This window comes from Leucobacter sp. 7(1), from assembly GCF_900163635.1.
In the GTDB taxonomy this organism is placed as follows: Bacteria; Actinomycetota; Actinomycetes; order Actinomycetales; family Microbacteriaceae; genus Leucobacter.
Window position 1 is genome coordinate 22,274 of record NZ_FUID01000021.1, and the last position, 19,563, is coordinate 41,836.

Below are 19,563 nucleotides of genomic sequence, written 5' to 3' on the forward strand. Positions count from 1 at the left end.
TGATGACAATCACCGTCACCAATCTGACCCCCACCGGGCGCGCTGCGGAGATCCTGACTCCCGAGGCACTCGCCTTTGTTGAGGCGCTGCACGAGCGCTTCGCCGATCGGGTGCCCGAGCTGCTCGCGGACCGCGCCACTCGTCGCGCGCAGCTTGCCGCGAACCCTGTGCTCGATTTCCTCCCGGAGACCCAGGCCGTCCGCGAGGGCACCTGGACGGTTCCTGAACCGCCCGAGGCCCTCAAGGACCGGCGGGTCGAGATCACCGGGCCCGCAAACCCCGCCAAAATGGCGATCAACGCGCTGAACTCGGGCGCGAAGGTCTGGCTTGCGGACCTCGAGGATGCCGCGACGCCGTCGTGGCATAACGTGATCGATGCGATCACGAACCTCACCGATGCCGCCCACGGCACGCTCTCCTACACCTCGCCCGAGGGCAGGGAGTATCGGCTTCGCGAGGACGCTCCGCTCGCCCTCGTTGTTGCGCGACCCCGGGGTTGGCACCTCCCCGAGGCGCATGTCACCGTGAACGGGAAGACTGCCGTCGGCGCACTCGTCGACTTTGGCCTGCACTTCTTCCACACGGCGCTCCCGCTCTCGCAAGCGGGGCGCGGGCCGTACTACTATCTTCCGAAGATGGAGAATCACCGGGAGGCCCGCCTGTGGCACGAGGTGTTCAGCTTCGCGGAGCGCCAGCTCGGCATCGCCCCGGGCACCGTGCGCGCCACGATGCTGATCGAAACGATCACTGCGGCCTTCGAGATGCACGAGATGCTCTACGAACTTGGCGAGCACGCGGTGGGCCTGAACGCCGGGCGCTGGGACTACCTCTTCAGTATCATCAAGAATTTCCGGGACGCCGGCACCGCGTTCGAGCTCCCGAACCGCGCACAGGTCTCGATGACCGCACCGTTCATGCGGGCCTACACTGAACTGCTCGTCCAGACCTGCCACCAGCGCGGTGCCTTCGCGATGGGCGGGATGGCCGCGATCGTCCCCAGTCGACACGATCCCGAGGCCGCACGCGTCGCCCTTCAGAAGGTACGTGACGACAAGACCCGCGAGGCCACCGATGGCTTTGACGGGTCCTGGGTGGCCCATCCGGATCTGGTGGCAGTGTGCCAGGAAGTATTTGACGGCGTGCTCGGTGATCGTCCCAATCAGATCGACCGCCTGCGACCGGACGTGTCCGTATCCGCGCAGGATCTCCTGGACATCGCATCCCTCTCCGGTACCGCAACCCTAGAGGGCCTGCGCACCAATCTGTATGTCTCAGTCGCTTATACCGCGGTGTGGTTGAGCGGCAATGGGGCGGTGCAGATTCACGGACTCATGGAGGACGCCGCCACGGCCGAGATCTCGCGCTCCCAGGTGTGGCAGCAACTCCGCAACGCCACCGTACTTGAGTCCGGCGAGACCGTCACCGCGGCCCTCGTCACCGAGGTGCTCGCCGAGGAACTCGAGCAACTCCGCGGCGAGGTCCCCGCCGACTTCTTCGCACGGTACTACGCCCCCGCGGGCGACCTGGTCCGGGACATTGTACTCAGCCCCGAGTACACGGACTTCCTGACCCTGCCCGCCTACGAACTCCTAATTCAGAGTGAGGATGCATGACCACGGAACTTCGATCGACCCTTTCGTCCGCGCAGCTCGCAACCGCGGCCACCGCGCTCGGTGACACCGACGCGCTGCTTGCGAACAGCTACCCGGGTGACACCGGATCGCGCCAGCCCGTGCACACCGTGTACGTGCCCGGCCACAAGTACCGCGCCGGGCTCGCGCAGCAGTGGGGCGCGGACGCCCAGGCGGCGGTCACTGCGTTCGGCGGCATCGCGCGGCTCGTCGAGGCACTCGACGTCCCGGACGCGGAGCGCGGGATCATCGCGGAGCGCGGGATCATCGCGGAGCGCGTGAGCGCGAAGCTCGCGACGGAGGCCATCGAGGATCTCCGCATCGATTTCGAAGACGGCTTTGGCGATCAGGGTGACGCGGCGGAGGACGCCGCGGTCGTGCTCGCCGCCACTGAGCTCGCGCAGGACGTCGCAGCGGGAACCGCACCGCCCTTCGTGGGGATTCGATTCAAGTGTTTCGAGGCCGAGACGCGGGATCGCGGGATCCGAACTCTGGACCTGTTCGTCACCACGCTTGTGCGCGAAACGAACGGGGCCCTTCCCGAGGGACTCATTCTGACCCTTCCCAAGGTCACGACTGTTGCGCAGGTTGAGGTCATGGTCGCGCTCCTCGAGCAGCTCGAAACCGCGCTCGGCCTGACCCCGGGCCGGCTGACCTTCGAGGTGCAGATCGAAACACCCCAGGTGATCATCGCGCAGGACGGCACGATCCCGGTGGCCCAGCTGCTGCACGCGGGGAACGGCCGGATCACCGGCCTGCACTACGGCACCTACGACTACTCCGCGTCCGTTGGGGTGTCCGCGGCGTTCCAGTCGATGGAGCACCCGGCCGCTGACTTCGCGAAAGAAGTGATGCAGGTCGCCGTTGCTGGCACCGGCGTGCGGCTGTCTGACGGTTCCACAAACGTGGTCCCGACGAGCAATGATCCCGCGCTGCTTGCGGCAACCTGGCAGCTGCACGCGCGGCTCGTGCGGCGCTCCCTGGAGCGCGCGTACTACCAGGGTTGGGATCTGCACACCGCACACCTCCCGAGTCGTTTTGTGGCCACCTACACGTTTTTCCGTACGGGCGTCGACCAGATCGCCACCCGACTGCGGAACTACGTGCAGCAGAACACCGAGGGTTTCCTCGACGAACCCGCCACGGCTCGCCCGCTTGCCGCGTTCCTCGCGCGCGGCCTGCAATCCGGCGCGGTCAGCCCCGCTGAGCTCGACGAGCGCGTCGGGATCACCGAAGCGGAGCTCCTCGCAATCGCGTACCCCACGCGTCAGTCCCGATAGTGCGGCGCCGAGGCGCGCCCCAGAAAGAAGAGAACGAATGACCACACCCAGCTACGCCACCGTTGCCGCTGGCATGCCCCCGCAGAGCGACTCGCTGGGGTCGGCCGCAATCGTCAAGAATGCGTACACCGTGATCCCCGGCTCCGTGATGCGAGACATCGTCACGAGCTTCTACCCGGAGTGGGAACAGACCCGGGCCTGGATCCTGAACCGACCCGTTGCGGGCGGCGCGACGACCTTCGCGCAGGCCATCCTCGAGGTCGCACCGGGCGGTGGCTCCGATAGCCCCGAGCCCCAGGCCGAGGTTGAAGGATTCATCTTTGTGCTCGACGGCACATTTACCCTCACCCTCGACGGCGCGACACACGAACTCACCGGGGGCGGCTACGCCTTCATCCCCGCTGGCACCCCGTGGGCGCTGCGCAACACCGGTGACGTGCCCGGCCAGTTCCACTGGTTCCGGAAGCGCTTCGAGCCGGCCCCTGGCCTCACCCCCAAGCCGCTTGTCGGGCAGGAACAGGACATTGTACCCGGTGCGATGCCGGACACCGATGGGAAGTGGGCGACCACACGGTTCTTCGACCCCGAGGATCTCGCCTACGACTTCCACGTCACCGTGGTCACCTTCGAGGCGGGCGCGAAGATCCCCTTCCTCGAGACGCACGTCATGGAGCACGGCATCTACGTGCTCGAAGGCAACGCCGTGTACCGATTGAACGACGACTGGGTCGAGCTGCAGGCTGGCGACTACTTCTCGCTGCGCGCGTTCTGCCCGCAGGCGTGCTACGCGGGCGGACCCGGGAAGTTCCGCTACCTGCTCTACAAGGACGTCAACCGACAGATCACGCTCTAGTCTCGTCACGAAGGGCCGTGCCAGCGTTCGCGCTGGCACGGCCCTTCGGTGTTCCCGGCCAGAATCCCGCGGCGCTCGGGTTGACAGCCACCCCTCGGACTGCCTACTCTAATTTCACACACCAGAATTACTTTTCCGTAAGGTGAAATAATTCACGAATGCTGCGAAAGCTGAGGTTGTCCAATGCCGTACACCGTCAACGCCTCGATCCTGCTGACGGATCTCCCCCTGCTCGAGCGCCCCGCCGCCGCCAAGGCCGCGGGATTCGACGCCGTCGAGTTCTGGTGGCCCTTCGCCGAGGCCGTCCCCGCAGACGCCGAGGTTGACCGCTTTGTCGCCGCGATCGAGGACGCGGGCGTCCAGCTCACCGGCCTGAACTTCTTCGCCGGCGACATGCCGGGCGGCGACCGTGGCCTCGTGTCGTGGAAGGGCCGCTGCGGCGAGTTCAAGGACAACATCGACGTTGTGGTCGGGATCGGCGAACGCCTCGGTACGCGCGCGTTCAACGCGCTCTACGGCAACCGCCTCGACGACTTCACCCCCGAGGCGCAGGACGAGCTCGGGCTCAAGAACCTCGTCGCCGCGGCCGAGGGCGTCGCGAAGATCGGCGGCACGGTGCTGCTGGAGCCGGTCTCCGGCACTCCGGCCTACCCGCTGAAGACTGCGCAGGATGCGCTCGACGTCATCGCGCGGACAGGCCAGAGCAACATCAAGCTCCTCGCTGACTTCTACCACCTTGCCGTCAACGGCGACGATGTGGCCGCAGTGATCGAGGCCCACGCACACGACTTCGGGCACATCCAGATCGCCGACAGCCCGGGCCGCACCGAGCCTGGTACCGGCGAGCTCCCCCTCGCGCAGTGGATCTCCCGCAGTCAAGAGCTCGGCTACACCGGCCACATCGGCCTCGAATACAAAGCCTCGCAGGCTGACCCGTTCGCCTGGCTCGCACACTTCGGCTAGGCCCTGCTCAGCCGCACCGCAGTACTGCACCACACTTCACCGCATAGAAAGGACTTCCATGTCGAACATTGCCTTCATCGGACTGGGCATCATGGGGCTTCCCATGGCGAAGAACCTCGTCGCCGCAGGCCACCATGTCACCGGATTCAACCGCTCCAAGCAGAAGGTTGAACAGCTTGTCGCTGCGGGTGGCACCGGTGCCGCCACTGTCGCCGATGCCGTCGCCGAGGCCGAGATCGTCATTACGATGGTGCCGGACTCGCCCGACGTCGAGGCCGTCGTCACCGGCGACGACGGGGTCTTCCAGAACGTCAAGCCTGGCGCGCTCTGGATCGACTTCTCCTCGATCCGCCCCGACGTCGCCGCCCGCCTCGCCGAGGACGCGCGAGCCGCCGGCCTCCGCCCGCTTGACGCGCCGGTCTCCGGCGGCGAGCCTGGTGCCATCGATGGCGTGCTCTCGATCATGGTCGGCGGCGACGCCGCCGACTTCGCCGAGGCGGGCCCCGTATTCGAGGCCGTCGGCAAAACAATCGTGCACGTCGGGCCGTCAGGGGCCGGGCAAACCGTCAAGGCCGCGAACCAGCTCATCGTGGCGGTGAACATCCAGGCGCTCGCCGAGGCGGTCACCTTCCTGGAGGCCTACGGCGTCGACACCGCTGCCGCGCTCACGGTCCTCGGGGGCGGCCTCGCCGGGTCGAAGGTGCTCGACCAGAAGGGGCAGAAGATGCTGGATCGCAACTTCGATCCAGGCTTCCGACTGGCGCTGCACAATAAGGATCTGGGGATCGTCACCTCCGCCGCGCGTGAAGCGGGTGTCGTCGTGCCGCTCGGTGCCGCCGTTGCACAGCTCGTATCGGCCCTCGTCGCTCGCGGCGATGGCGGGCTCGACCACTCCGGCCTCTTCAAGCTCACCTCCGAGCTCTCCGGAAAGTAACCCGCCCCTCCCAGCTCCGGACCCGGTGCGCCCCCACATCATCGCGGGGTTCTTACTCACACAAGTTCGCGCACCGGATCCGGCACACTCTCGCGCGCCACACAGGCGCGCTCCGTCTCCTCACCACTCTCCCAACGAAGGGAACACCATGGCTCTCATGCGTGCCGTTGACGCGGCAGTTCTGATTCTGGAAAAGGAAGGCGCGACGCAGGCCTTCGGGCTTCCGGGCGCCGCGATCAACCCGTTCTACTCGGCAATGCGCGCCCACGGCGGCATCAAGCACGTCCTCGCCCGCCACGTCGAGGGCGCCTCGCACATGGCCGAGGGCTTCACACGCGCCGAGCCGGGCAACATCGGCATCTGCATCGGGACCTCGGGCCCTGCGGGCACCGACATGATCACGGGCCTGTACTCGGCAGCCGCGGACTCCATCCCGATCCTCTGCATCACCGGGCAGGCCCCGGTCGCGAAGCTCGACAAGGAAGACTTCCAGGCCGTCGATATCGCGTCGATCGCGAAGCCCGTCACGAAGATGGCGAAGACGGTGCTCGAGGCCGGCCAGGTTCCCGGCGTCTTCCAGCAGGCGTTCTACCTCATGCGCTCCGGCCGCCCGGGGCCCGTGCTCATCGACCTCCCGATCGACGTGCAGCAGACCCAGATCGAGTTCGACATCGATCTGTACGAGCCGCTCCCCATCGCGAAGCCCACCGCCAGCCAGGCGCAGATCGACGGCATCTTCGCGCTCCTCGACGCGGCCGAGCGACCCGTCATCGTCGCGGGCGGCGGCATCATCAACGCGGACGCGTCTGCAGAGTTCGTGACCCTCGCCGAAACCCTGGGCGTCCCCGTCATCCCGACCCTGATGGGCTGGGGCACGATCCCCGACGACCACGAGCTGATGGCCGGCATGGTGGGGCTCCAGACCCAGCACCGCTACGGCAATGAGAACCTCCTCGCCAGCGACCTCGTGATCGGCCTCGGCAACCGCTGGGCCAACCGGCACACCGGCACCCTTGACGTGTACACCGAGGGCCGCAAATTTGTGCACATCGACATCGAGCCCACCCAGATCGGCCGCGTGTTCTCGCCGGATCTGGGCATCGTCTCCGACGCCGGGGCCGCGATCGCCGGGCTCCTCGCCACGGCCACCGAGCGCAAGGCACAGGGCACACTGCCCGACCGCTCCGCGTGGGTCGCCGAAACCCAGGAGCGCAAGGGCTCGCTGCAGCGGAAGACAAACTTCGACAACGTCCCGATCAAGCCACAGCGCGTCTACCAGGAGATGAACCGCGCCTTCGGTCGCGATACGCGCTACGTCACCACGATTGGCCTCTCACAGATCGCGGGCGCGCAGATGCTGCACGTCTACAAGCCCCGGCACTGGATCAACTGTGGCCAGGCTGGCCCGCTCGGCTGGACGCTGCCCGCGGCGCTCGGCGTTGTCGCCGCCGACCCCAAGACCCCCGTGGTGGCGCTCTCCGGCGACTACGACTTCCAGTTCATGATCGAGGAGCTCGCCGTCGGTGCGCAGTTCAAGCTGCCCTACATCCACGTCGTCGTGAACAACTCGTACCTCGGCCTCATTCGCCAGGCGCAGCGCGGCTTCGAAATGGATTACCACGTCTCGCTCGCCTTCGACAACATCAACAGCCCAGAAACCGAGGGCTACGGTGTCGACCACATCAAGGTGGCGGAAGGGCTCGGCTGCAAGGCGATCCGTGTCCGTGAGGCCGACGATCTCGCGGCCTCGTTCCAGCGGGCAAAGGACCTCATGCAGGAGTTCCAGGTGCCCGTTGTCGTCGAGGTGATCCTCGAGCGGATCACGAACATCGCCATGAGCGGTGCCGGCATCGATGCGATCAACGAGTTCGAGGACCTCGCCGAGGGCCCCGACGACGCACCAACCGCCACGATCCCGCTCAAGCAGCCCGCCGAAGCCGCGCGCTAGGATCAGCCATGCGCATCGTCATCGCCCCCGACAAGTTCAAAGGTTCTCTGACGGCCGCTGAGGTCTGCGAGGCCATCACCCGCGGCATCGCGACCGTGAACGATGCCGTTTCGGTGGTGGCGGTGCCCATGGCGGACGGCGGCGAGGGGACGCTCGACGCCGCCGTCGAGGGCGGGTTCACCCAGCACGCCGTTCCTGTGAGCGGCCCCCTGGGGGACCCCGTCATTGCGCACATCGGCGTGCGCGACGACGCGGCCGTCGTGGAAATGGCGTTGGCCTCCGGGCTTGCGCTGGTCCCCGAGGCCCGCCGTGATGCACTCGCCGCCTCCTCGCAGGGAACCGGCGAGTGCATCCTTGCGGCGCTCAACCTGGGCGCGCAGCGCATTTCGCTCGCGATCGGCGGCAGCGCGTCCACGGATGGCGGTGCCGGAATGCTGCAAGCGCTCGGTGCGCGTTTCACTCGCGCTGACGGCACACCACTCGCCCGGGGCGGCGGGCCACTCGTGGAGCTCGCGAGCGTCGACCTCTCGGGCCTGGACCCCCGCCTCGCGGCGACCCAGTTCGTGGTTGCCAACGACGTCTCACACGAACTCCTCGGCGAGCACGGGGCGGCCCGCGTGTTCGGGCCGCAGAAGGGGGCCACACCCGCGGACGTGACCACACTGGAGGCCGGGCTCACAACCCTCGTCTCCCTCCTGGATCAGGTGCTTCCGGGCAGCGCTCGCTTCGCCGCTGCACCCGGTGCCGGGGCCGCGGGCGGTGTCGGCTACGCCGCGCTCGCGGTGCTCGGTGCCGAGCAGCAGCCAGGCACCGACATTGTCATCGCGCTCACCGGGCTCGACACCGAGATCGCCCAGGCCGACCTCGTGATCACGGGCGAGGGGTCGCTTGACCACCAGAGCCTCGCCGGGAAAACCCCGGTGGGGGTCGCCCGCGCCGCCGCCGCTCACGGCGTTCCCGTGGTCGCCGTGTGCGGACGCACCACCTTGGCCGAGGCAGAGTGGCGCGATGCGGGGTTCGTGGACTGCTATGCCGTTGCCGAGCGCGCACCTGATTCGGCCGCCAGCATGCGCGACGCCGCACAGTATCTTGAACACATCGGGAGCGAGATCGCGCGGGCCCACCTCGCGACGCCACACCCCCGCTAACCTCCCCGACACCGCTGTCGCCCCGGGGCCGGGCACGCCCGCACCCCACGAAACAACCCGAAAGAACTGGAGTACCCCGTGACCGAAGACCGCCCCACGCCCCTGTACGACCTCGTGATCCGAGGCGAACGCGTGATGACAACCTCAGGGGTCCGCCCCCGGGAAGTCGGGGTCCAAGACGGCAGGATCATCGCGCTCGAGCCGCTCGGCAACAAGCTCGAAGGAGCCGAGATCATCGAGCTCGCCGATGACGAGACGCTGCTCCCCGGCCTCGTCGACACGCACGTGCACGTCAACGAGCCGGGCCGCACCGACTGGGAGGGCTTCGCCTCGGCAACCAAGGCCGCCGCCGCTGGCGGGGTCACCACGATCCTCGACATGCCCCTCAACAGCATTCCGCCCACCGTTAACGTTGCCGGGCTCGAGGCGAAGCGCGAGGTTGCGCTCCCGCAGGCCCACGTCGACGTGGGGTTCTGGGGCGGGGCAATCCCCGGCAACATTCCGGATCTGCGCGGGCTGCACGACGCGGGCGTCTTCGGCTTTAAGTGCTTCCTGCTGCACTCGGGGGTCGACGAGTTCCCGCCGCTCGACGCCGACCAGATGGAAGCCGCAATGCGCGAGCTCATCACCTACGACGCGATGCTCATCGTGCACGCCGAGGACTCCCGCGCGATCGATCGCGCGCCCTCGCCCGAGGGTGACGTCTACGACCGCTTCCTGCACTCCCGCCCCCGCGGTGCCGAAAACCTCGCGATCTCCGAGGTGATCGAGCGCGCCCGCTGGACCGGGGCCCGCGCCCACATCCTGCACCTGTCCTCCTCAGACGCGCTGCCCATGATCCGCTCCGCAAAGCGCGACGGCGTCCGGCTCACCGTAGAGACCTGCCCCCACTACCTCACGCTCACCTCCGAGGAGATCCCGGCCGGGGCGACCGAGTACAAGTGCTGCCCGCCGATCCGCGAGGCCCACAACCGCGAGCTGCTGTGGGAGGGCCTGCTCGACGGCACGATCGACTACATCGCGTCCGACCACTCGCCGTCGACGATGGAGCTGAAAGACCCCGAGAACGGCGACTTTGCGGTCGCATGGGGTGGGGTGTCCTCGCTACAGCTCGAACTTCCCGTTGTGTGGACCGAGGCACGCCGCCGCGGGATCTCGATCGAGCAGGTCGTGGCCTGGATGTCAACCAAGCCCGCCGCCAACGTGGGCCTCACCGGAAAGGGCATGATTGCCCCCGGTAACGACGCCGACTTCGCGATCTTCGCGGAGAACGACGCATTTGTCGTGCAGGTCGATCGGCTCCACCACAAGAACCCGATCACGCCGTACGCGGGCCGCCCGCTCGCCGGCGTCGTACGCCGCACGATCCTGCGCGGCATGACGCTCGACGGCGAGACGCCCCGCGGCCAGCTGATCCGGCGCGGCATGATCCACGGGCACTAACGCCCGACTCCCCTCAGGGGAGCACACGCTCCGAACGGGCCAGGTGTTGCGGTGGGTAGCCCTGGCCCGTTCGGTATTTCTCTGCTTTTCCCCACCATGACACCCCTTCCACTTCTCCGCCCCGCCTCTGTCCTACCCCGCCTCTGCCCCGCCTCGTCACCCCGTCGAGAACGCACTTTGGCACCTTTCCCGTCGAGGAAAGGTGCCAAAGTGCGTTCTCAGCGCGATGCACTGGATGTGCCGGGGAGGATCCCGCGCTCCATCGCGCGGGTGACCGCGCGGGTGCGATCCGACACCTCGAGCTTCTCGAACACGTGCAGCAGGTGCGTCTTCACTGTCGACTCCCCGATCACGAGCCGCGCCGCGATCGCTGGGTTGCTCAGACCCTGCGCCACCAAGCCCAGAATCTCGGCCTCGCGCGGCGTGAGCCGCGGCACCGGCTCCCGCACGCGCGCGACAAGCTGCGCGGCGATCGAGGGGGCGAGCACAGTCTGCCCGGCCGCGACCGCCCGCACCCCGGCGATCAGTTCCGCGGCGGGTGCGGCCTTCACCAGGTACCCGCTCGCCCCCGCTTCGATCGCGGAGAGGATCTGCTCGTCGTCCTCATAGGTGGTGAACACCAGCACACCCGGACGGCGTGCGAGGTCCGCTGCACCGGGAAACTCGCCGCGCGCGATCCGCCGAGTCGCCTCAACACCGCCCAGTCCCGGCATGCGCAGGTCCATCAGCACCACGTCGGGGCGTGCCTCGGCGAGCTCTGCGAGTGCAGCTTCCCCGGACGCGAACTCCCCCGCAACGGTGATACCGTCCTCCGTCTCCAGGAGCCCCACGATCCCGGCCCGCACAATGGGGTGATCATCGACAACCACAATCCGGGTCACTGGGACGTCCTCTCCGGTGTTCGGTGCGCCTCCACGGCCACACCGCTCATCACGAGCGACACTACCAACTGGGCCCCGCCGCCTGGCCGCGGCCCGAACCGCACCTCCCCGCCGAGGGCCCGCGCACGATCCGTCAGCCCGCTGAGTCCGAAGCCGTCCGGTGCTGACACCGGGCCGGTCGTTGCTGCCAGCCCCGGCCCAACCCCGTTGTCCGCGACCCGCAGTTCCACCCGATCCAGCCCCGCCGCTGTAAGGCTCAGCTCCACCCGCGTCGCGTGCGCGTGACGTCGGGCGTTCGAGAGCCCCTCCTGGGCGGCTCGCAGCAGCACAACCTCCTGCTCCCGAGGCAGTGTGAGTGGCGCGAGCCGACAGGTGACCTCGAGCCCGGCGTCGGCGCGAAGCCGGGCCGCGACCCGCTCCAGCGCGGCGTGCAGCCCGCGGTCGCCAAGCGGCTGGGTGGTGGCGACAAGCGCTCGGGCCTCGCTCACCGCCTCGCGGGCGGCGGCCCCCACCCGCGCGGTGCGATCCTGCGCCCGCTCGGTATCACCGGCCACGAGCGCGCGCTCCGCCTGCTCGCTCAGCATCACAAGTCCCGTCAGCGTTTGGGTGAGCGTGTCGTGCAGTTCGCGGGACATCCGCTCCCGCTCCGCAGCCGCGCCGCTCGCCGCCGACAGCGCGGCAACTTCGGCCTGCGAGGCACGCAACTGCTCAGCGAGCGCGCGGTGCGCTTCGCTCTGGGTGTGGACTCGCGTGAGCCACATGCCGAGAAACACCGCGAACACAAAAGAGCAGACGGCGACGGCGACGGCGGTCCAGCCGGGGTTCCCGGCACCCAAGCGCTGGTAGGAAAAGAACGTCCCGGCTCCGATGACGACGGCGAGCGCCGCGCTCCCCAGCACTGCGATCACCGTTCCACGTTCCCAATACCCGGTGATCGTCCAGATCATCGGGTAGGTGATGACCTGCACGGTCGCGAAGCTCGGATTCACTGCAGCAGCTACGCCCGCGATGACAACGATCAAGATCAGTCCCACCACGTCACGGCCAAGCGGCGGCTCTTGCGCCTCCACCCGGCGCATCGCCGGGCGTGCCAGCACCAGGTAGAGCACCACAAAGCCGGCGAGCATCCCAAGCGCAGGGATCTGTTCCCACGCCGCGTCGCCGCCCTCGCTCCGCGCGCTGAACAGGCCCACTCCGCCGGGCACGAGCAGCACCAGCAGGACCCCGCTTGCGGCAAGGTCCCACCACCGCAGCGGTCGGGTGCGCGCGGGCTGGCTCTCATTCATGGTGTCACTCTCTCACGAACGCCGGGGCGCTGGCCGGGGCGAGACGCCGTCCGCACGCTCCCCCGCTGATCCTCCGAGCCGCCGTCCACGCCACTCCCCCTACGCGTTTTATCTACACCGAGCGGTTTTCCGCGGAGTTCGGCTCGGTTTCGATAACTTCCCTCGGGAAGGGCGCGGGGCGGTGCCAGCGCGGGGCGGTGCCAGCGCGGGGCGGTGCCAGCGCGGGGCGGTGCCAGAGCGGCGCCTGGACCGGCGGCGCTAGGACCGCCGCTGCCACCGGAACGTCAACCGCGCGACAACGAGGCCCACCACTAGCCACACCGCGAGGTTCAGCGCCACGAGCCCAAGCCCCCAGCCTTCCCCGGTCTCCGCGGCGGCAAAGTGTTCCGGGAGGAACACGCTGCGCATTCCCTGCGCGAGCCACTTCAGTGGGAACACCGAGGCGATGTTTTGCAGCCATTCGGGCAGCATGGAGAACTGCAGGTACACGCCGGAGATGAACTGCAGCACAAGCACGATCGGGATCACGACTGCGGAGGCGCTCCGTGTCGAGCGTGGCAGCGCCGACAGAGCGATCCCGAGCAGCGTCATCGTGCCCATCCCCAGCCCGAACAACCAGGCGAAGCGCAGCCACAGCGCCGGATCCGTAGGCAGCTCCACCCCGAAGGCCAGAACGGCGACCCCGAGCAGCAGCGCCGCCTGCAGCAGCGCGGTCACGACGGTGACGCCGGCCTTCCCGATGAAGTAGCTTACCGGCGAGAGCGGGGTGGCTCCGAGCCGTCGCAGCCATCCCTCGTGCCGCTCGCGCACGATGTCGATCGCCGGGTTCTGCACCCCGGAGAGCATGATCCCCGCGGCGAGGAGGCCGGGCGTGTAGTACGCGGCGAGCGAGACCCCGCCGGTGCCATCTGGCAGCTCCCCCACGTCCCCCATCGACTGGAATGCTGAGGCGAAGATTCCGAGCATTAGCACCGGGAACAAGAAAGTGAAGAACACGACATCGGGCACGCGGAAGTACGCCCGAAGCTCCAGACCGATCGAACGGATGCCGGCGCTGAGGATGCCGGGGGCGGCCGAGGTTGCCGCGGCTGCCCGGGTGGTCGTGGCTGAGGTGGGTGCGGGGCGCGTCATCGGACATCCTCCATCAGTTCGGGGGTGGGGCGGTCGTCGGATCCCGCGCCGTCAGCAGTGCCGTGTCCGTCGCTGTGCTGGTGGATCAGCGCGAGATACACGTCCTCGAGGCCGGGGCGGCGCACCTCAAGTTCCGCGGGCTCCCCCGTGGAATCGCCTGCGGCGAGCGCCGCGTCTCGGAGCTGCGCGACGAGCGCGGTCGGGGCCCCGGTCCGCTCTTCACGGGGTGTGCCATCGGGGTCCCGCCAGGTCACCACGGGCGTGCGGGCGTCCGGCCCGCCAAGCTCGGCGGGCGGGGCCTCGGCCACGATTGTGCCCCCGGACAGCACGCCAACGCGGTCGGCTAGGCGCGCGGCTTCGTCGAGATAGTGGGTGGTGAGCAGGATCGCGGTGCCCTCGCCGGTGAGCGTTTCGAGCATGTCCCAGAACTGGCGCCGCGCGGCCGGGTCGAAGCCCGTGGTCGGCTCGTCGAGGAAAAGGAGGCGGGGCCTCCCCACGATCCCGAGCGCCACGTCGAGCCGGCGCTGCTGCCCGCCCGAGAGCTTCGCCGCCCGCGTGCCGGCCTGCTCACGCAGGCCCACCAATTCCAGCACCTCGTCGGGCGTGCGGGGATCTGCGTACAGCGCCGCAAAGTGGGTCACGAGTTCCCGCACCGTGTACGGCCCAAAGTCTCCGGTGCTCTGCGCCACGACCCCCACGTTCGCCTTCCACGCGCGGGGCGCGGTGAGCGGTTCGGCCCCCAACACTCTCACCTGACCATGATCCGGCCGTCTTACGCCCTCCATGATCTCGATCGCGGTGCTCTTGCCCGCGCCGTTCGGCCCGAGCAGCGCGTAGGTCTCACCCGGAGCGACCGAGAGATCCACGCCCCGCAGTACCTCGCGCCCGCCGTAGCTCTTCCGCAGGCCTCGCACGTCGATGGGGGTCACGGCTCCTGTCTGCATCATGCCTCCAGCCTCGCGCTTTGGGCCGCGCGGCGGCAGCGGTGGAGCGGCGGATCTTCCCCTCCACCGGTTGGTGGATGCGCGGCCGCGCTCCTGCCCACGCGCTCGGCAATTTCGTCTTTTTCTGCCCGAAGGGTGAGTTTGTACTTCTTCAGCACAGGCCAGGCAGCACAAACTCACCCTTCGACGGCAGCGGAGCAGCCCAGGAGCGGACTTGGGGTGCCCGAGGGGTACGGGCGTAGGCTGGGCGGGTGAACCGCACCGACGCACCCAACTCCGCCGTATCCCACACCGACGCACCCTCGGCCCCCTCCGTGGTCGCCCCCACCACGCGATCCTTCGCGTCGGACAACTGGGCTGGGGTGCACCCCGAGGTGCTCGCGGCGCTCACCGCCGCGAACTCCGGGCACGTGCCCGCCTACGGCGGCGATCCCTGGACCGCGCGCTTCACAGAGGTGGCCCGGGACCTCTTCGGGCCTGACGCCGAGGCGTTCCCGGTGCTCAACGGCACTGGAGCAAACGTGCTCGCGCTCCAGGCCGCACTGCCCCGCTGGGGTGCGGTGGTGTGCGCCCGTACCGCGCACATCAACATGGACGAGACAGGAGCCCCGGAAAAGACCGGCGGCCTCAAAATGCTGACCGTGGAGACCCCGGACGGCAAGCTCACCCCCGAGCTCGCGGCCCGCGAGGCCTGGGGCTTCGGCAACGAGCATCGAGCGCAGCCGCTGGCGCTGTCAATCTCGCAGGTCACCGAACTCGGCACCTGTTACACCCCCGGCGAGATCCGGGCACTCGCCGACTTTGCGCACGAGCGCGGCATGGTGCTGCACGTCGACGGCTCGCGACTCGGGAACGCAGCGGCGCGCCTGGGGGTCTCGCTCGCCGCGCTCACCACAGAGGCCGGGGCCGACCTGCTCAGCCTGGGCGGCACGAAGAACGGGCTCCTCGGGGCAGAGGCCGTGATCGTGCTGCGGCCGGGTGCGGTGCAGGGCATGCCCTACCTCCGCAAGATCAACTTGCAGCTCGCGTCGAAGATGCGTTTCGTCTCTGCGCAGCTGCTCGCGCTCTACGAGGGTGGGTTGTGGCAGCGCTCCGCCGCACACACGAACGCGATGGCTGCTCGGTTGGCTGGCGGCATCGCGGAGCTCGCGGTTCCCGGCGTCGCCCTCGCCCAGCCTGTCGAATCGAATGCAGTGTTCGTAACCATGCCGCGCGAGGTCGCCGCACGCGCGCAGGCCCAGTTCACGTTTGGCCCCTGGCCCGCCGCCCCCGACATGTATCGCCTCATGTGCGCGTTCGACACCACCGAGGCGGACGTCGACGCACTGCTCAACGCGCTCCGGGGGTAGGACGTCCGGGCCCACCAGGCCCACCCAACGTTCCTCGCCGAGACCGCAATCTTGCACGTTCCCGGGCCCCCAAAGGTGCCAAATTGCGGTCTCGGCACCAAAAGTGCAGGGGCCCAGGGAACAATCCCGGGCCCACACCCCAACCCGCTACGCAGCTACGCGGCGGGGCGTGAGGCGCGTCAGCAGCAGCGTGAGCACGAGCGCGGCGATGATCCCGATCACGGGAGGGATCCCGATGCCGAGCTGGCCGGCACCCCACGCGATCCCGCACGAGACCACGTACACCCCCAGGTTGACCCAGTTGAAGCGCGGCAACGATTCCCCGACGGGCATCTGGGTGCGCCGCCAGCGCGCGAGGTAGTCGCCGATGATCACGCCGCCGAGCGGCGGGATGAACGTGCCCAGCAGGCCGAGGTACTGCGGCAGGTGATCCCCCACGCCGAGCAGCGCAAGCACGGTGCCGATGATGGACCCGTAGATCACGAACTGCGTCTTGCTGGGGCGCTCGAAGAGCTCGGCCCCCGCGACGCCGAAGGAGTACGCAGCGTCGGCATTCGACTTCCAGAGGTTGCCGAACAGGAGGAACAAGCCCCAGCCGATCAGCCCAAGCTGGAACAGGACGAGCACAAAGTCGCCCTCACCGAAGGTGATTGCCCCGATCGCACCGAAGAAGATCATCAGGCCGTTGCCGATCAGGAACCCCACGACACACGCGATCACCGCCTGCTTGCCGCTGCGCCCGAAGCGGGTCCAGTTGGGAGCCTGCGTCCCCGCGGACACGAAGGTGCCCACGACCGTGGTGACGGCAACGGCGAGCGTCATTTCCCCGGCGGGTTCGATCGCGGCGAGGCCAGCCCAACCGCCGACCTCTTCCAGCGAGCGGAACATGACCCAGAACGCGAGAATCAGGATCAGTGGGGTCGAGATGAGAGACACCCAGTACATGCCCCGGTAGCCGTAGACGGCAGTGGCGCACATCAGCGCGCTCACGGCGATCATGATGACGGCGCGTGACCAGGAGCTTTCCCACCCGAACGCTTGGGCGGTGAGTTCGCCAATGGTACCCACGACCACGCCGTACCAGCCGATCTGGGTGCCGCCGAGCAGGATCGAGGCGAGCTTCGAGCCGCGGGTGCCCAGCGTGTAGCGGGCCATGACCACTGTGGTGAGCCCGGTGCGCGCGCCGATCCAGCCCAGCACGGCAACGTAGGCCCCGAGCACGAGCGAGCCGATCGCGATCACCACGAGCAGATCGCGCAGTCCGAAGGCCTGGCCGAGCGCGGCTCCCGCGAGCATCGTCGGGGTGAACACCGTGAAGCCGAGCAGCACGACCATCAGGGAGAAGAACCCCTTGCGGGCATGCCGGGGCACGGGCGTGACCGGGTAGTCGGCGTCGACTACCGGGGCATCGGCCGCGTCAGCGGCGGGAACGGGGACCTCAGCGTCGGATCCGGCGCTCACGCGCGGGGCCCGATGCCCGCAGCAGCCGTGCCAAGCTCATCGGTTTCGACGCCGATGTCCTCGGCCCACACCTCGGGGCGCTCGTCCATCATGCGCTGCATGAGCGCAAGGCATGAGGGGTCTTCGGCAATCACCAGCTCGGTACCGTTGCTGCGGAGCCACTCCTCGGAGGCCTCGAAACTCTGGTTCTCACCGATGACGATGCGTGGGATGTCGTACAGGATCGCGGTTCCCGCGCACATGGTGCAGGGTGAGAGCGTCGTGTAGAGCGTGCACTCGCGGTAGACGCTTGCGGGGAGGCGGCCGGCGCGCTCCAGGCAGTCGGTTTCGCCGTGCCGGATCACGCTGCCGTCCTGCACGCGACGGTTGCGGCCCACTGCGAGCACGCGGTCCCCCTCGGGCCCGTGGTGCACGAGCGCCGCGCCGATCGGCACCCCGCCCTCGTCCCAGCCCAGCTGTGCCTGCTCGATGGCGAGGTCGAGGTATGTGCGGTCCGTGTCGTTCAGTGCCATGAGGTTAATCGTACTGCGGGATCCGCCCCGGCTCGGCACACCCCGCTCCGCTCCGCTCCGGCCTCACGACACCCACGGAGATTCACGAAGATCACGGAGATTCTGTGCCGGATCCGGCACCTGGAGCGAGAATCTCCGTCGATTTCGTTCGCGCCGGATCGCGCTCGCGCCGAAACCCAGGAGGGTGCCCAGGCACACGGCCCGGACACCCCACAGGGCACGCTTACAGGCGCGCCGGATCCACCGCCTCAGCCGACGGCGCATCGGCAGCCGCATTCGCCTCGGCCCGCAGCGCCGCACGGACCGCCCGCCGTGCCATGATCCGGCTCCGGATCGCAAAGCCGAGCACCAGCACCAGCAGCCCGTAGAGCACGAGCACGATCGGCCCCTGCACAAGCACGGAGAAGTCGCCGTTTGCGCTCATCGCCGCGTCACGCAAGCTCGTCTCAGCCAGTGGCCCGAGCACCATCCCGATGATGAGGGGTGCGATCGGGTAGTCAAGGGCGCGCATCAGAAAGCCGACCACGCCGATCCCGAGCAGCATGAGCAGGTCGAACACCGAACCCGAGGTCGCGTAGATCCCAAACGCGCAGAACACCGTGATGCCCGCGTAGAGATAGGGGCGCGGGATCAGCAGCAGCTTGGCCCACAGCATCGCGAAGGGGAGGTTCAGTATCAGCAGCACCACCATCGCGATGAAGAAGCTCGCGAGTAGCGCCCACACAAGCTCGGGGGCACGCTCGAACAGCAGCGGCCCCGGCTGCAAACCGTACTGCCGGAACGCGGCGAGCATGATCGCGGCGGTCGCCGAGATCGGCAGCCCAAGCGCAAGCAGGGCACCCATCGCCATACCTGTGGTGGAGTTGCCCGCCGCTTCGGGCGCAGCGAGACCGCGGATCGCGCCCGTGCCGAACTGCGGGCGCTTGCGACGCGCGTCCAGTCGCTTCTCGACGCCGTAGGCGAGGAACGTGGGGATCTCGGAGCCGCCGGCCGGGATCACGCCAAACGGCAGGCCGATCGCGGTGCCACGCAGCCACGCCGGGGTGGCCTCGCGGAGCTCCGCGCGGGACAGCCATGGCCGCCCCTTCGGCCGGATCAGCGAGCGATTCGACACGTGCCGTTCCAGACACGCCACGTAGATCACCTCGCCGAGCGCGAGCACCGCGACGGTGACGGTGACGAGCGAGATGCCGTCGAACAGGTTGGGCGAGTCCATGGTGAAGCGCGGTGCCCCGGAGACCCCGTCGATCCCGATCACGGCGATGCCGAGGCCGATGAAGAGCGCGGCGAGCCCTTTCACGGGGTTGTCGGTGACCACAGTAGAGGTCGCGGCGAACGCGAACACGGCGAGCGCGAAGAACTCCGCGGGCCCGAAGCGTGTCGAGAAGTCGGCGAGGGCGGGGGCGAGGAACACCACCACAATCGAGGCGATGAAGCCGCCAACAAACGCCCCGATCGCAGCCGTGGCGAGCGCCTGCGCCGCACGCCCATTCAGCGCCATCTTGTGCCCCTCGAATGTGGAGGCGATCGCTGAGGCCTGGCCCGGTGTGTTCATCAGGATGCCCATTGTCGAGTCTCCGAAGAGCCCTCCGAAGTACACCCCGGCGAACATGATGAACGCGGCCGTCGGCTCGAGCGAGAAGGTGACGGGAAGCAGCAGGGCCACCGCCATAGATGATCCGAGGCCCGGGAGCACTCCGACCGCGGTGCCGAGCAGACAGCCGATCAGGACCCAGAGCAGGTTCTGCCAGCTCAGTGCCCCGGCGAAGCCGTCGAGCAGAAGTTGCAGTGCTTCCATG

The 19,563-nt window shown here is 68.5% G+C and carries 16 protein-coding genes; 9 read left to right on the forward strand and 7 right to left on the reverse strand.

Going from position 1 to position 19,563, the window contains the following annotated elements; all coding sequences use genetic code 11:
• Positions 1–2: 2 nt before the first annotated feature.
• The 8 genes from aceB to allB all read left to right on the forward strand — a co-directional run bounded on the left by aceB (position 3) and on the right by allB (position 10,200).
• Positions 3–1,613: a malate synthase A gene (gene aceB, locus FM113_RS04425; protein ID WP_087011898.1), complete on the forward strand. Its 1,611-nt coding sequence runs from the start codon at positions 3–5 to the stop codon at positions 1,611–1,613.
• Complete coding sequence (locus tag FM113_RS04430) at positions 1,610–2,911, forward strand: aldolase (RefSeq protein WP_087011900.1); 1,302 nt, start codon at positions 1,610–1,612, stop codon at positions 2,909–2,911. Before aceB ends, FM113_RS04430 begins: the two co-directional genes overlap by 4 nt.
• Before the next feature lie 37 nt (positions 2,912–2,948).
• Positions 2,949–3,764, forward strand: a complete 816-nt coding sequence (locus FM113_RS04435; RefSeq protein WP_087011902.1) for a bifunctional allantoicase/(S)-ureidoglycine aminohydrolase — start codon at positions 2,949–2,951, stop codon at positions 3,762–3,764.
• 183 nt (positions 3,765–3,947) lie between these two features.
• Positions 3,948–4,727 (forward strand): hydroxypyruvate isomerase family protein, encoded by a 780-nt coding sequence (locus tag FM113_RS04440; RefSeq protein ID WP_087011904.1) that lies wholly within the window; start codon positions 3,948–3,950, stop codon positions 4,725–4,727.
• A gap of 58 nt (positions 4,728–4,785) precedes the next feature.
• Positions 4,786–5,661, forward strand: coding sequence for a 2-hydroxy-3-oxopropionate reductase (locus FM113_RS04445; protein ID WP_087011906.1), 876 nt, complete (start codon positions 4,786–4,788; stop codon positions 5,659–5,661).
• 148 nt (positions 5,662–5,809) lie between these two features.
• Entirely contained in the window at positions 5,810–7,609 is a 1,800-nt protein-coding gene (gene gcl, locus FM113_RS04450; protein ID WP_087011907.1) for a glyoxylate carboligase, read from the forward strand.
• Positions 7,610–7,617: 8 nt separating this feature from the next.
• Entirely contained in the window at positions 7,618–8,757 is a 1,140-nt protein-coding gene (locus FM113_RS04455) for a glycerate kinase (RefSeq protein ID WP_087011909.1), read from the forward strand.
• 78 nt (positions 8,758–8,835) lie between these two features.
• Entirely contained in the window at positions 8,836–10,200 is a 1,365-nt protein-coding gene (allB, locus tag FM113_RS04460; RefSeq protein WP_087011911.1) for an allantoinase AllB, read from the forward strand.
• A 218-nt stretch (positions 10,201–10,418) separates the two neighbouring features.
• Here the strand turns inward: allB and FM113_RS04465 are convergent, their stop codons facing one another.
• The 4 genes from FM113_RS04465 to FM113_RS04480 form a co-directional block, all read right to left on the reverse strand.
• Positions 10,419–11,081 carry a response regulator transcription factor gene (locus FM113_RS04465; protein WP_176387076.1) on the reverse strand — a complete coding sequence of 221 codons (663 nt, stop codon included), beginning with the start codon at positions 11,079–11,081 and terminating at the stop codon, positions 10,419–10,421.
• A complete protein-coding gene (locus FM113_RS04470; RefSeq protein ID WP_087011913.1) occupies positions 11,078–12,367 on the reverse strand; it encodes a sensor histidine kinase in 1,290 nt (429 codons plus the stop codon). Before FM113_RS04470 ends, FM113_RS04465 begins: the two co-directional genes overlap by 4 nt.
• A gap of 258 nt (positions 12,368–12,625) precedes the next feature.
• The gene (locus FM113_RS04475; protein WP_087011915.1) at positions 12,626–13,498 is read right to left on the reverse strand and encodes an ABC transporter permease; all 873 of its coding nucleotides are present in this window, start codon (positions 13,496–13,498) and stop codon (positions 12,626–12,628) included.
• Positions 13,495–14,442, reverse strand: coding sequence for an ABC transporter ATP-binding protein (locus tag FM113_RS04480; protein ID WP_087011972.1), 948 nt, complete (start codon positions 14,440–14,442; stop codon positions 13,495–13,497). Before FM113_RS04480 ends, FM113_RS04475 begins: the two co-directional genes overlap by 4 nt.
• A 314-nt stretch (positions 14,443–14,756) precedes the next feature.
• Here FM113_RS04480 and FM113_RS04485 point away from each other — a divergent pair, with 314 nt between their 5' ends.
• A complete protein-coding gene (locus tag FM113_RS04485; protein WP_087011981.1) occupies positions 14,757–15,791 on the forward strand; it encodes a low specificity L-threonine aldolase in 1,035 nt (344 codons plus the stop codon).
• Between the two features lie 147 nt (positions 15,792–15,938).
• On the opposite strand, the gene codB is transcribed toward FM113_RS04485, so the two are convergent.
• The 3 genes from codB to FM113_RS04500 form a co-directional block, all read right to left on the reverse strand.
• Positions 15,939–17,252 carry a cytosine permease gene (codB, locus tag FM113_RS04490; protein WP_087011918.1) on the reverse strand — a complete coding sequence of 438 codons (1,314 nt, stop codon included), beginning with the start codon at positions 17,250–17,252 and terminating at the stop codon, positions 15,939–15,941.
• Positions 17,249–17,764 (reverse strand): nucleoside deaminase, encoded by a 516-nt coding sequence (locus FM113_RS04495; protein WP_087011920.1) that lies wholly within the window; start codon positions 17,762–17,764, stop codon positions 17,249–17,251. Before FM113_RS04495 ends, codB begins: the two co-directional genes overlap by 4 nt.
• A 223-nt stretch (positions 17,765–17,987) precedes the next feature.
• Positions 17,988–19,562 carry a tripartite tricarboxylate transporter permease gene (locus FM113_RS04500; RefSeq protein ID WP_087011922.1) on the reverse strand — a complete coding sequence of 525 codons (1,575 nt, stop codon included), beginning with the start codon at positions 19,560–19,562 and terminating at the stop codon, positions 17,988–17,990.
• Position 19,563 lies beyond the last annotated feature (1 nt).